General features: G+C 68.1%; 12 protein-coding genes. All 12 read left to right on the top strand.

What is annotated here, in order from left to right; all coding sequences use genetic code 11:
* Positions 1-72 precede the first annotated feature (72 nt).
* Complete coding sequence (locus AC1DW4_RS01445) at positions 73-978, top strand: DUF3034 family protein (RefSeq protein WP_477015458.1); 906 nt, start codon at positions 73-75, stop codon at positions 976-978.
* A gap of 3 nt (positions 979-981) precedes the next feature.
* The gene (locus AC1DW4_RS01440) at positions 982-1530 is read left to right on the top strand and encodes a group I truncated hemoglobin (RefSeq protein WP_477015457.1); all 549 of its coding nucleotides are present in this window, start codon (positions 982-984) and stop codon (positions 1528-1530) included.
* A 56-nt stretch (positions 1531-1586) separates the two neighbouring features.
* A complete protein-coding gene (locus AC1DW4_RS01435; protein ID WP_477015456.1) occupies positions 1587-3983 on the top strand; it encodes an FtsK/SpoIIIE family DNA translocase in 2397 nt (798 codons plus the stop codon).
* Positions 3984-4191: 208 nt separating this feature from the next.
* The gene (locus AC1DW4_RS01430) at positions 4192-4827 is read left to right on the top strand and encodes a LolA family protein (protein ID WP_477015455.1); all 636 of its coding nucleotides are present in this window, start codon (positions 4192-4194) and stop codon (positions 4825-4827) included.
* A gap of 227 nt (positions 4828-5054) precedes the next feature.
* On the top strand, positions 5055-5849 hold the full coding sequence (xth, locus tag AC1DW4_RS01425; protein ID WP_477015454.1) for an exodeoxyribonuclease III: 795 nt from the start codon (positions 5055-5057) through the stop codon (positions 5847-5849).
* 176 nt (positions 5850-6025) lie between these two features.
* Entirely contained in the window at positions 6026-7429 is a 1404-nt protein-coding gene (locus tag AC1DW4_RS01420) for a circularly permuted type 2 ATP-grasp protein (RefSeq protein WP_477015453.1), read from the top strand.
* Positions 7429-8367 carry an alpha-E domain-containing protein gene (locus tag AC1DW4_RS01415; protein WP_477015452.1) on the top strand — a complete coding sequence of 313 codons (939 nt, stop codon included), beginning with the start codon at positions 7429-7431 and terminating at the stop codon, positions 8365-8367. The genes AC1DW4_RS01420 and AC1DW4_RS01415 overlap by 1 nt, the downstream gene beginning before the upstream one ends.
* A 1-nt stretch (position 8368) precedes the next feature.
* A complete protein-coding gene (locus AC1DW4_RS01410; RefSeq protein WP_477015451.1) occupies positions 8369-9211 on the top strand; it encodes a transglutaminase family protein in 843 nt (280 codons plus the stop codon).
* A gap of 87 nt (positions 9212-9298) precedes the next feature.
* The gene (locus AC1DW4_RS01405; RefSeq protein ID WP_477015450.1) at positions 9299-10075 is read left to right on the top strand and encodes a proteasome-type protease; all 777 of its coding nucleotides are present in this window, start codon (positions 9299-9301) and stop codon (positions 10073-10075) included.
* 61 nt (positions 10076-10136) lie between these two features.
* Positions 10137-10457 (top strand): YerC/YecD family TrpR-related protein, encoded by a 321-nt coding sequence (locus tag AC1DW4_RS01400; RefSeq protein ID WP_477015449.1) that lies wholly within the window; start codon positions 10137-10139, stop codon positions 10455-10457.
* 9 nt (positions 10458-10466) lie between these two features.
* The gene (gene hisG / locus AC1DW4_RS01395; protein WP_477015448.1) at positions 10467-11348 is read left to right on the top strand and encodes an ATP phosphoribosyltransferase; all 882 of its coding nucleotides are present in this window, start codon (positions 10467-10469) and stop codon (positions 11346-11348) included.
* Positions 11348-12670, top strand: coding sequence for a histidinol dehydrogenase (gene hisD / locus AC1DW4_RS01390; RefSeq protein ID WP_477015447.1), 1323 nt, complete (start codon positions 11348-11350; stop codon positions 12668-12670). Before hisG ends, hisD begins: the two co-directional genes overlap by 1 nt.
* Positions 12671-12696 lie beyond the last annotated feature (26 nt).

The following is a 12696-nucleotide window of genomic DNA, read 5'->3' as shown; positions in this document are numbered from 1 at the left end:
TTCGTTTATCGCGGATTAACCCTGCTGCCGATAGTCCGACCCCATGCAGCCACCCCCTGCAGGAGGTTCGTCGTGGTTCGATCGCCGGTTCTGCTGGCCAGTGTGGTTCTCGGGGGGGCGCTGTGCGCCCTGCCCCTGTCGGCGTCCGCTCAGGCGTTCGACTGGGTCCCCGAAAGCCGAACGGGCGGAAAGCTGCTGCTGACCGGCGGGGTCTCGACGATCGAGGGTTCGGGCGGCGGGGGCCTCTCAACCTGGGCGACCACGACCGGATACGGCGCGGAGGACGGCATAGGCGGCAATGTGCATGCGACCTACGTCAACCTGCCCGACTATGAACTGCGATCCTGGGGCGCGGCCGTCGGCCTGTGGGACAGGGTCGAACTCTCCGTCGCCCGGCAGGCGTTCGACACCGGCGACACGGGCACGGCGCTGGGCCTGGGTCAGGGCTTCACCTTCACTCAGGACATCGTGGGCGTGAAGGTCAGGCTGACCGGGGATGCCGTCTATGGCCAGAACAGCTGGATGCCGCAGCTCGCGGTGGGCGTCCAGCACAAGTCCAACGACCAGGGCGCGATCATCGCGGCCGTCGGCGGCAGGGACGACGAGGGCACCGAGGCCTATGTCGCCGCGACCAAGCTGTTCCTGGCCCAGAGCCTGCTGGTCTCCGGCACCGTGCGCTGGACCGACGCCAACCAGACGGGCCTGCTGGGCTTCGGCGGCGACCGCAACGATGATCTGGAGCCGCAGTTCGAGGGTTCCGTCGGCTATCTGCTCAGCCCCAATCTGGTGATCGGGGCCGAATACCGGACCAAGCCGGACAATCTGGGTTTCGCCAGGGAAGACGACTGGCTGGACGTCTATGCGGCCTACGCCATCAACAAGCACCTTTCGATCACGGCCGCCTATGTCGATCTGGGCTCGATCGCCGCCTTCGAGAGCCAGCGCGGCCTCTATCTGTCGCTGCAAGCGGGATTCTGAACCATGCGCCCAACTCCCATCATGGCTGCGCTGATCACCGCCGCGCTGAGCGCCCTGTCCGCGCCCGCCTTCGCCCAGGACGCCGATGCGCCGCTGGAGCTGCCGCCCGTCGTCATGTCCACCGAGCACCCTGACGAGATCGCCGTCGATGCCTATGCCGCATCGAACGCCAACGCGGGGGCGACGCCGTTCCAGGGCACGGCCATGCTGGAGGCCTTTAACGGACAGGAGGGCATCGGCCGGATCGTCGATGCCTTCGTGGCGCGCAACGTCGCCGACCCCCGGATCTCCGATATCTTCAGGGCCTCGGACCTGGTCCGCGTCCGCCGGACGCTGAAGGAACAGTTCGCCTACATTCTGGGCGCGCCCGTCGCCTATACGGGGCGGGATATGGAAAGCAGCCATCGCACCCTCGGGCTTCAGGCCGCCGACATGGGCGCCCTGGTCGAGAACCTGCAGGCCGCCATGCGCGCCGAGGGCGTCGGCTTCCCGGCCCAGAACCGGTTTCTGGCCAAATTGGCCCCGATGAAGCCGGACGTCGTCACGAGGTAAACAGCCTCTTAACCCCGTGCCTGCGACACTGAGCGTCAGTCCGTTCGGAGCCGTCGATGTCCGCCGCCCTCGCCATCAGCCAGCGCGCCTTCATGAGCGCCCTCATCCTGTGGGACGCGCCGTTCGTGGTGCGGTTTCGCGGCGTGCTGCAGGCGCTGCTGGCGACCCTGCTTGTCGTGGCGCTGGTGTCGTGGAACCCGGCCGATCCCAGTCTGAACGCCGCCTCCTCCGCCCCCGCCACCAACTGGCTGGGCACCAGCGGCGCGATCTTCGCCGACCTGTTCATGCAAAGTCTCGGCCTGGCCGCCTGGCCCGCCGCCGCCCTGACCGTCGCGTTTGGCCTCGCCGCCGCGATCGGCGAAGCGATCCAGCAGCGCCTGAAGCCCACCCCGCTGAAGGCGCTATCGGCCACCGGCGGCGTGCTCAGCCTGTCGGCCGCGCTTTCGGCGCTGGCGGCACCCAGCGCCTGGCCGCTGGCGGCGGGCCTGGGTGGTCTCTGGGGTGACGCGGTGATCGGCCTGTTCGCCGACGGGTCCCGCGCCCTGGGCATTCCTGGCGGTGGGATCATCAGCGGCGTCCTGTTCCTGGCCTTCGGCCTGTGGGCCTGTGGCTATGCGGTCGGCCTGCGCGCCGCCGACTTCGGCGAGGCCATCGCCTGGGCGTCCGGCCTGCGCCGCTCGGCCCAGCCCACGCCCCGTCCGGCCCGCCCCCGACCGATCGCCGAGACCGACACCGCGGCACCCAGGCCCGCCCGCCGCGCTGCCCGTCTGGAACTGCCCGAGGACGAGGACGCGATCGCGCCCTTGCCGTGGGACGAACCGGTCGCCGAACCCTCCCTGCCCGCCGCGCGCACGGCTGCCGAACCCCGCGTCGCCGCGCCCAAGCCCGCCAAGACGTCGAAGAAGGCCATCGACGACGGTCAGGTCGCCTTCGACTTCGTCCGGCCCGAGGGCGACTTCGACCTGCCGCCCCTGGCCATGCTGGCCAAACCCCAGGCCCGCGTCGGCACCGTCGACGAAACCGCCCTGAAGCAGAACGCGAAGATGCTGGAAGGCGTGCTGGCCGAGTTCGGCGTCAAGGGCGTCATCGACCAGATCCGCCCCGGCCCCGTCGTCACCCTGTACGAACTGGTTCCGGCGCCTGGCGTGAAGCACGGCCGCGTCGTGGCCCTGTCGGACGACATCGCCCGCAGCATGTCGGCCCGCGCCTGTCGCATCTCGGTCGTGCCGAACCGCAACGCCATCGGCATCGAACTGCCGAACCTGAAGCGCGAGACCGTCTATCTGCGCGACCTTCTGGCCAGCGCCGAATACGGCAAGCCCGCCCACCTGCTGCCGCTGGCGCTGGGCGAGACCATCGGGGGCGAGCCCTATGTCGCCGACCTGGCGCGGATGCCCCACCTGCTGATCGCGGGCACCACCGGCTCGGGCAAGTCGGTCGGGGTCAACGCCATGATCCTGTCGATCCTGTACCGCCTCAACCCCGCCGAGTGCCGCTTCATCATGATCGACCCCAAGATGCTGGAGCTGTCGGTCTATGACGGCATCCCGCACCTGCTGGCCCCCGTCGTCACCGATCCCAAGAAGGCCGTCGTCGCCCTGAAATGGACGGTGCGCGAGATGGAGGACCGCTATCGCCGCATGTCCAAGCTCGGCGTCCGCAACGTCGCCAGCTACAACGAGCGCGCCGTCGAGGCCCAGAAGAAGGGCGAGCATTTCGAACGCACGGTCCAGACCGGCTTCGACGACCAGGGCCGCCCGGTCTACGAATCCGAGAAGATCCGCCCCGAGCCCATGCCCTATCTGGTCGTGGTCATGGACGAGATGGCCGACCTGATGCTGGTCGCCGGCAAGGACGTCGAGGGCGCGGTCCAGCGTCTGGCCCAGATGGCCCGCGCCGCCGGCATCCACCTGATCATGGCCACCCAGCGCCCCTCGGTCGACGTCATCACCGGCACCATAAAGGCCAACTTCCCGACCCGGATCAGCTTCCAGGTCACCTCCAAGATCGACAGCCGCACCATCCTGGGCGAACAGGGCGGCGAGCAACTGCTCGGCCAGGGCGACATGCTCTACATGGCCGGCGGCGGCCGCATCACCCGCCTGCACGGCCCGTTCGTGACGGACCAGGAGGTCGAGGAAGTCTGCAAACACCTGCGGTCCCAGGCCGAGCCCGACTACCTCGATCTGATCACCGACGATCCGGACGGCGACGCCGACGGGGCCATGGACGAGGGCGGGGGCGGGTCTTCGGGCGACGACCTCTACGACCGCGCCGTGGCCGTGGTCACCCGCGACCGCAAGGCCTCGACCAGCTACGTCCAGCGCCGCCTGCAGATCGGCTACAACCGCGCCGCCTCCCTGATCGAGCGGATGGAACAGGAAGGCGTCGTCAGCCAGGCCAACCACGCCGGCAAACGCGACATCCTGGCCGGCCCCCCGCCGATGGCGTGAAGAGAGGGCTTAGTGAGTAGGGCTTAGGTCTCAGCCGCTCGCCCTAAGCCCTACTCACTAAGCCCTAAGCCCTTTCCTTCGGAACCTTCCCACCTGAACAGGGCTTCATCTGGCCGCCGGAATATGGTCCAGCTGCCGTCATCGCCGCGCCGCGCCGGGCCGCCATAACGGCAGGATCAACCACCATCCCGAACGGGAGAAAGACTTCATGACCGTTTCTCGCCGCCAACTCGGCCTCGGCCTCGCCGCCATCGCTTCGCTCGCCGCCCTGCCCGCCGCCGCGCAATCGGCCCTGTCGGCCGAGGACCGCGCGACCCTGGCCACGGCCCAGACCTATCTGCAGAACCTGACCTCGGCCCAGGGCACCTTCGTGGAGACCGGCGCGGGCGGCCAGCGGCGTCAGGGTCGCTTCTATCTGCAGCGTCCGGGCAAGATGCGGTTCGAGTATACCGACCCGGCGGGCCTGCTGGTCGTTTCCGACGGCAACAACGTCAAGCGTTACGACCCCCGCCTGAACGTCTTCCGCCAGGTCCCGCTGGGGGCCACGCCGCTGTCGACCTTCCTGGCCCGCAACGTCCGTCTGGATCAGGGCGTCCGCATCGAGCGCGTCACCCGGATGCAGTCCGGGGCCTTCGCCATTACCGCGCGGGACCAGGGCCGCCCGAATGACGGGTCTGTCATCCTGGCCTTCGCCGGCAGTCCGATGCGCTTGCAGGAATGGACGATCACCGATGCGTCGGGCGCGCGCACCCGCACGCAACTGACGACCCTGACCCCTGCATCGGGTCTGGCGGCCAGCCTGTTCAGACTGACCGATCCAACGCGTCGCCCGGGTCGGAACTGACGGTTTCACGAATCCTGCACCGTGTTCGGACGATCACAGGCAAATCACTTTGCCGGTCGTTTGACTATTTCATTTAGCCGTGACACTTTGGGCACAGGACGGATTTGACCGCCCTTCGCCTTCGGACGTCATCCCCTCCCGACGGCTGCGAGAGAGAAATGAACTCCACCCCCGGCCAGCCCTGCCGGGGGTGGTTTTTTATGATCTGGATCGGCTAGACGCGGGCCATGCTTCGCGTCGCCACCTGGAACATCAACTCCGTCCGCCTGCGCATAGATCAGGTCGCGCGCTTCGTGTCGATGAGCGGCACCGACGTCCTTTGCCTGCAGGAGATCAAATGCCTGGAGGATCAATTCCCCCGTAACGCCTTCGCCGACATGGGTCTGCCGCACCTGAAAATCGCGGGCCAGAAGGGATGGCACGGCGTCGCCATCGCCAGCCGACGCCCGATCGAGCCCAGCGAGACCTTCCAGTCCTGCAAGCTGGGCCACGCCCGCTGCGTATCGGTCCGGGTCGAGGGCGTCGATATCCAGAACTTCTACATCCCCGCCGGCGGCGACGTTCCCGACCGCGATCTGAACCCCAAGTTCGATCACAAGATGGACTTCTACGAGCAGCTGACCGCCACGGTGGCCACGCAGGACCGGTCCCGACCCCTGCTGATGTGCGGCGACTTCAACATCGCGCCGTCCGAGTTCGACGTCTGGAACCATCGCTACATGTCGAAGATCGTCAGCCACACGCCGATCGAGGTCGAGACCCTGAATCGTCTTCAGGCGGCCGGGGCCTTTACCGACGTGGTGCGCGAGGCCTTCCCCGAACCGCAGAAGCTGGCAAGCTGGTGGAGCTATCGCGCCCAGGACTTCCGCAAGTCCGCGCGCGGCCTTCGCCTGGATCACATCTGGACCTCGCCCGGCCTGACCCCCGCCGTCCTGCCGGGATCGGCCACCATCCACGAGCCTGTCCGCGCATGGGAGCAGCCCAGCGACCACTGCCCGATCACGGTCGACCTCGACGTCTGAAGCCGTCACGGGGCGATTCTTCCGTCCCGCACCGCAACAAAACTGTTGCGCATCATCGCGCCGCCGGTCCACGCTCGCATCTCACCACGGCCTGATCCGGAAAAGTGTCAGCGGTTTTCCGACAAGATCAGGCCTCTGCAACAGTGCGCGCGGGAGCGACCGTCACGTTCGACGAAATGTCAGGCCACGCCGGATCGGATCAGGTTCGCCCCAGCTACCGGACCCTGGCCCGCTGGCTGGAGGCCGCGCCCGCCGACCTGCTGCAGGCCCGCTCGCGCCAGGCCGAGCTGTTCTTTCGCCGCATGGGTGTGACCTTCGCCGTCTATGGCGATGTGGAATCCAATGAACGCCTGATCCCCTTCGACGTCGTGCCCCGCATCATCGGCGCGGCCGAGTGGGAGCAGCTGGAGCGGGGTCTGAAACAGCGGGTCGGTGCCCTCAACGCCTTTCTGAAGGACATTTACGGCCCGCAGGAATGTATCCGCGCCGGCATCGTCCCGGCCGAGCTGATCTTCACCAACCCCCACTACCGGCCCGAGATGCAGGGCCGGCGGCCTCCCGGCGACATCTGGACCCACATCTGCGGCGTCGATCTGGTCCGCACGGGCGAGGACGGCTTCGTCGTGCTGGAGGACAACTGCCGCACGCCGTCCGGCGTCTCCTACATGCTGGAGAACCGCGAGATGATGATGCGGCTGTTCCCCGACCTGTTCGCCGAACACCGCATCCGCCCGGTCGAGACCTATACGGACATGTTGCTGGCCAGTCTTCGCGCCAGCGCGCCCGAGCACGCCGGGGCCGATCCCAACATCGTCGTCCTGACCCCCGGCCCCTACAACTCGGCCTATTACGAGCACAGCTTCCTGGCCGACAAGCTGGGGGTCGAGCTGGTCGAGGGGGGCGATCTGTTCGTCAACGACGACATCGTCTTCATGCGCACGACCGAGGGGCCAAGGCGCGTGGACGTCATCTATCGCCGCGTGGACGACGACTGGATCGATCCGCTGACCTTCCGGCCGGATTCGACCGTGGGCGTGCCCGGCCTGATGGCCGCCTACACCGCCGGCAACGTGACCCTGTCCAATGCGGTCGGCACCGGCGTGGCCGACGACAAGGCGGTCTATACCTACATGCCCGAGATCATCCGGTTCTTCTCCGGCGGCGATCCGATCCTGGGCAACGTCCCGACCTGGCGCTGTCGCGAGCCCGACGCGCTGAAGGAGGTTCTCGACAAGTTGCCGGAGCTGGTGGTCAAGGAGGTGGGCGGATCCGGTGGCTACGGCATGCTGGTCGGCCCCGCCTCGACCAAGGCCGAGATCGAGGATTTCAGGGCCAAGCTGATCGCCGATCCCGACGACTTCATCGCCCAGCCGACCCTGGCCCTGTCGACCGCGCCCACGCTGGACGGCGGCACCCTGTCGCCGCGCCACGTCGACCTGCGCCCGTTCGTATTGTCCAGCCCGGCCGGGGTCCGGGTCGCGCCGGGTGGCCTGACCCGCGTGGCGCTGAAGGCCGGGTCGCTGGTGGTCAACTCCAGCCAGGGCGGCGGGACCAAGGACACTTGGGTGCTGGACGACTGATGCTGAGCCGCACCGCAGAGAGCCTCTACTGGACCGGCCGCTATATGGAGCGGGCCGACTTCCTGGCGCGCATCCTGGAGGCGGCCGTGCGTCTGGCCGCCCTGCCCGCGCGCGACGGCGCGGCCGCCACCGCCTGGGCCAGCGCCATCGCCTCGGCCGGCGTATCCAAGCAGTTCGCCGCCTCGGGCCGCACGCCGTCCGAGAAATCGGTGCGCGAGTTCCTGGCCTTTTCTCCCGATAATCCGTCGTCGATCCGCGCCTGCATCACCGCGGCCCGCACCAACGCGCGCTCGGTCCGCACCGCCCTGACCATCGAACTGTGGGAGGCGATCAATGGAGCCTGGAACGGCCTGAACGAGTTCGGCGAACCGTCCAAGCGCGACGACTTCGTGCGTTATCTGGAGTGGGTGAAGGGCGTCAGCCTGGCGGTCGAGGGCGCATCCTCGCGGACCATGCTGCGAAACGACGCCTACTGGTTCCTGCGCCTGGGCGGGGCGATCGAGCGGGCCGATAACACCGCGCGCCTGCTGGATGTCAAATATCACCTGCTGCTGCCGGCGGGTGAACGGGTCGGGGGCCAGCTCGACTATTTCCAGTGGACCACCCTGCTGCGCGAGGTCTCGGCCCTGACGGCCTATCGCTGGGTCTATCGCGAGTCCGTGCGCCCCTGGCTTGTGGCGGACCTGATGGTGCTGAACCGCCAGATGCCGCGATCGCTGGCCAGCTGTCAGGGGATGATCGTCAGCTATCTGGACCGCCTGGCGACCGACTACGGCCGTCGCGGTCCCGCCCAGCGCATAGCCTCGGCGCGCCTGACACGGTTCAACGAGACCAATATCGAGGAAATCTTCCAGTCCGGCCTGCACGAATACATCCTGGCCTTCCTCAGCGAGAACAACGCCCTGGCTGCCGCCGTCCACGATCAGTACCTGGTGTAGGATGCGCATCCGGATCGACCACGAAACCCGCTATGCCTACGACCGCGCCGCGCGGTTCATCGTCCAGGTGCTGCGCCTGACGCCGCGCTCGACCGAAGGCCAGCAGGTCCGCGACTGGCGCATCGAGACCGACGTCGACGCACACCTGCGTCGCAGCGAGGACTCCTTCGGCAACATCGTCCACACCCTCTACACCGAGCGCCCAACCAACGGCCTGATGGTGCGCGTGACGGGCGAGGTCGCGACCGTCGATACCGGCGGCGTCCTGCGCGGCACGCCGGAACGCCTGTCGCCCCTGGTCTTCCTGCGCGACACCCCTCTGACGCACGCCGATGGGGCCTTGCGCGCCCTGGCGGCCGAGGTGGGCGAGGACGGCGACACCCTGACCCGCCTGCATCGGCTGATGTCCACGATCCACGGCACCGTGGCCTTCATGGTCGGATCGACCACCGTCGATCACAGCGCCGCCGACGCCTATGCCCAGCGCCAGGGCGTATGCCAGGATCACGCCCAGATCTTCATCGCGGCCGCCCGCCGCATGGGCATCCCGGCGCGGTATGTCTCTGGCCATCTGCATCGTTCCGACGGTGTCGAAAACCAGGATGCCGCCCACGCCTGGGCCGAGGCCTGGATCGAGGATCTGGGCTGGGTCGGCTTCGACGCCGCCAACGGGATTTGTCCGACCGAACACTATGTCCGTGCCGCCTGTGGCCTGGACGCCCTGGGGGCCTCGCCGATCCGCGGTACCAGCTATGGCGGCGGGCGAGAGACGATGACCGTGGCCCTGCGTGTGCGTCAGATGCAACAGACCCAGCAGCAACAGCAGAGCCAAGGCTGGTCATGAGCCGTTCAGGGGTCGTTCTGTTAATCGAATCTGTTACCGTCGCCGTTCCTGAGGGGTGGCGGTCCGGTTCGGATCGAGTCTTCTGATATGACCTACTGCGTCGGCATGATGGTGGATGAGGGGTTGGCGATGATCGCCGACACCCGCACGAACGCCGGTGTCGATAACATTTCCTCCTACAAGAAGCTGCACGTCACCCAGGTGCAGGGCGAGCGCTGCATCGCCATCGCCACCGCCGGAAACCTGTCGGTGACGCAGATGGCCCTGGCCCAGGTCGCCAAGGGCATCAAGATGCCGGGCAGCGACGAGCTGGAGACCCTGTCCACCGTCCCCAGCATGTTCCGCGCGGCCCAGCTCTGCGGCCACGCCCTGCAGCAGGTGCGCGCCGACATCTCGCCCTCGCTCGAGGCCGATGCCTCGAATCTCAGCGCCAGCATGCTGGTGGGCGGTCAGGTCAAGGGCGGTCAGCTGCGGCTGTATCTGGTCTATTCGCTCGGCAACTTCATCGAGTGCGGCGAGGACACCCCCTATCTGCAGATCGGCGAGCTGAAATACGGCAAGCCCATCCTGGACCGCGCGCTGCGCCCCGACACGCCAATGTCCGAGGCGGTCAAGCTGGGGCTGATCAGCTTCGATTCCACCATCCGCTCGAACATCGCGGTGGGGCCGCCGTTCGACATGATCGTGATCCCCCGCGACAGCCTGCACGGCGATCAGCGCCGGATCGAAGCCGACGACCCCTATTTCAAGGACCTCGGCCGTCGCTGGTCCGAGGCCCTGGCCCAGGCGCACAGGGCCATGCCGGATCCGCCATGGATGTCGGACGCCCCGCCCCTGCGCCCCACGATGACGGTGGTCGGTTAGTCGCACCCTCCCTATTCCGCCCTTGACCGTTCCACTGTTACAGCATAGTGGAACGCCCTCAATGACCGACACCCTCTCCAGCACCGCGCCCGCCAGGGCTGCCGACGACAAGGATGCGCTCTACGACGCCTTCTTGTCGCTGAAGACGCGTGAGGAATTGGACGCCTTCCTGTCGGACCTGTGCACCCCCGCCGAGGTCCGCGCCTTCGCAGAACGCTGGGCCGTCGCCCGGCTGCTGGACCAGAAGTGCAAATCCTATCGAGAGATCGCGATGGAGGCCGGGGCCAGTCCCACGACCGTCGTCCGCGTCGCGCGTTTCCTGCGCGAGATGCAGCATCAAGGCTATCGCCTGGTGCTGGACCGCCTGAACCCGAAAGCCTGAGTCCACATCATGAGTACCGTCCAGGGGCGACTTCGCATCGCCGTGCAGAAATCCGGCCGTCTGGCCGACCGCAGCCTCGATCTCGTCAGGGATGCGGGCCTACGCGTGGTGAAGGGCGCCAACGACCTGCTCTACAAGGTCGAGAACTATCCGATCGACCTGCTGCGCGTGCGCGACGACGACATCCCGACCTTCGTCGCCGACGGCGTCTGCGACCTGGGCATCGTCGGCGAGAACGTGCTGGAAGAGGGCAAGAACGGAGGCGCGAACGCGTCCGTCGTCATGCCGCTGGGCTTCGGCAAATGCACGCTGAAGCTCGCCTGCCCGCCGATGCTCGACTACGCCGGACCGGCCTCGCTGCAGGGCCTGCGCATCGCCACGTCGTATCCCAAGATCCTGCGCCGCTATCTGGATGAGCAGGGCATCGGGGCCGACATCGTCGTCATGCGCGGCGCGGTCGAGGTGGCCCCCCGGCTGAAGCTGGCCTCGGCCATCTGCGACCTCGTCTCGACCGGTGCGACGCTGGAGGCCAACGGGCTGGCGGCCAAGGAGACCGTGTTCGAAAGCCAGGCCGTCCTGATCCAGTCCCCGGTCGCGCCAGAGCCCGGCCTGTCGCACCTGCTGGAGTCGATCATCGAGCGGATGGCGGGCGTGGTCAGCTCTCAGGGCGCCAAATACGTCATGCTGAACGCGCCCCGTTCGGCGCTCGACGCCATCACCGCCATCCTGCCCGGCGCCGGTGCCCCCACCGTCATGCCCCTGATGGGTCGCGACGACGCGGTCGCCGTCCACGCGGTGTGTCAGGAAGCCGTCTTCTGGGAGACGCTGGAGAAGCTCAAGGCCGCCGGGGCATCGGCCATCCTGGTCCTGCCCATCGAGAAGATGATGTGATGAGCGCGCTCAACATCCGACGCATCGACTGGTCCAGCCTGGACGGACAGGGCTGCCTCGACGCCCTGGCCCGCCCCGCGCGCCGCAGCGAACGCGACGTCCAGGACGTCGTCAGCGGCATCTTCGAACAGGTCGCCATCTCGGGCGGCGCGGCCGTCACCCAGTTCGCCGAGCGGATCGACGGCTTCAAGCCGCGCCGCATCGCCATCACGCCAGAGGCCGTCGCCGCCGCCCGCGACGCCCTGCCCCCCGCCGACACCCGGGCTCTGCGCGTCGCCGCCGAGAACGTCCGCGTCTTCCACCAGGCGACGATCCCGGCCGACACGGCCTTCGTTGAGACCACGCCCGGCGTGAAGTCCAAGCTCGTCTGGCGGCCCATCACGGCTGCCGGCATCTACGTCCCCGGCGGCACGGCCCCCCTGTTCTCGTCCCTGCTGATGCAGGCCATCCCGGCCGAAGTCGCGGGTGTCACGACCCGCGTCGTCGTCACGCCCCCGGCCAAGGACGGCAGCGTCCACCCGGCCATGATCCTGGCCGCCGCCGAGGCGAACCTCGATGCCATCTGGCTGCTCGGCGGGGCTCAGGCCATCGCGGCCATGACACATGGTGCCGTGCTGGACGACGGCGAGATTCCCGCCTGCGACAAGCTGTTCGGGCCGGGCAACGCCTATGTCGCGGAGGCCAAGCGCTACGCCGCCGCCCTGCCCAACGGCCCCTCCGTCGACATGCCCGCCGGGCCATCCGAGCTGCTGGTCATCGCCGACCGCCACTGCGACCCCGAGATCGCCGCCGCCGACCTGCTCAGCCAGGCCGAGCACGACGCCGATGCCCAGGTCATCCTGGTCTGCGAACGCGCCGCCACCATCGACGCCATCCTGGCCGAGGTCGAGGAACAGCTGGAAACCCTGCCCCGCGCCGACATCGCCCGCGCCAGCCTGTCGGAGGCCCGCGCCATCCTGGTCGCCGATATGGCGCAGGCCTGCGAAGTCTCGAACCTCTACGGCCCCGAACACCTGGCCATCCAGGCCGAGGACGCCGAGGCCCTGGTCGCCTCCATCCGCGCCGCCGGAGCCGTTTTCGTCGGGCGCTGGGCGGCCGAGACCCTGGGCGACTACGCCGCCGGCCCAAGCCACGTCCTGCCCACCGACGGCGGAGCGCGGACGCTCGGCGGCATCACCACCGCCAGCTTCATGACCTCCATGTCGGTGCAGATGGTGACGGAAGCCGGTGCCGAACGCCTGGGTCCCATCGCCGCCCGGCTGGCCCGGCTGGAAGGCCTGGAAGCCCACGCCCGCGCCGCCGACCTGAGGAGCGTGGGATGATGTTTGACCCGACAATCCTCCCCCGT

This window comes from Brevundimonas sp. P2_A6 (assembly GCF_056404975.1).
The sequence above is the reverse complement of the archived record's forward strand: the minus strand, read 5'-3'. Positions and strand labels throughout refer to the sequence as shown.

Bases quoted from the DNA above. Each gene is read 5' to 3' on its own strand.
- AC1DW4_RS01410 (WP_477015451.1), top strand. From the start codon at position 8,369: ATGCGCATCCGGATCGACCACGAAACCCGCTATGCCTACGACCGCGCC.
- AC1DW4_RS01435 (WP_477015456.1), top strand. From the start codon at position 1,587: ATGTCCGCCGCCCTCGCCATCAGCCAGCGCGCCTTCATGAGCGCCCTC.
- AC1DW4_RS01415 (WP_477015452.1), top strand. From the start codon at position 7,429: ATGCTGAGCCGCACCGCAGAGAGCCTCTACTGGACCGGCCGCTATATG.
- AC1DW4_RS01405 (WP_477015450.1), top strand. From the start codon at position 9,299: ATGACCTACTGCGTCGGCATGATGGTGGATGAGGGGTTGGCGATGATC.
- AC1DW4_RS01440 (WP_477015457.1), top strand. From the start codon at position 982: ATGCGCCCAACTCCCATCATGGCTGCGCTGATCACCGCCGCGCTGAGC.
- hisD (WP_477015447.1), top strand. From the start codon at position 11,348: ATGAGCGCGCTCAACATCCGACGCATCGACTGGTCCAGCCTGGACGGA.
- xth (WP_477015454.1), top strand. From the start codon at position 5,055: ATGCTTCGCGTCGCCACCTGGAACATCAACTCCGTCCGCCTGCGCATA.
- hisG (WP_477015448.1), top strand. From the start codon at position 10,467: ATGAGTACCGTCCAGGGGCGACTTCGCATCGCCGTGCAGAAATCCGGC.
- AC1DW4_RS01430 (WP_477015455.1), top strand. From the start codon at position 4,192: ATGACCGTTTCTCGCCGCCAACTCGGCCTCGGCCTCGCCGCCATCGCT.
- AC1DW4_RS01420 (WP_477015453.1), top strand. From the start codon at position 6,026: ATGTCAGGCCACGCCGGATCGGATCAGGTTCGCCCCAGCTACCGGACC.
- AC1DW4_RS01400 (WP_477015449.1), top strand. From the start codon at position 10,137: ATGACCGACACCCTCTCCAGCACCGCGCCCGCCAGGGCTGCCGACGAC.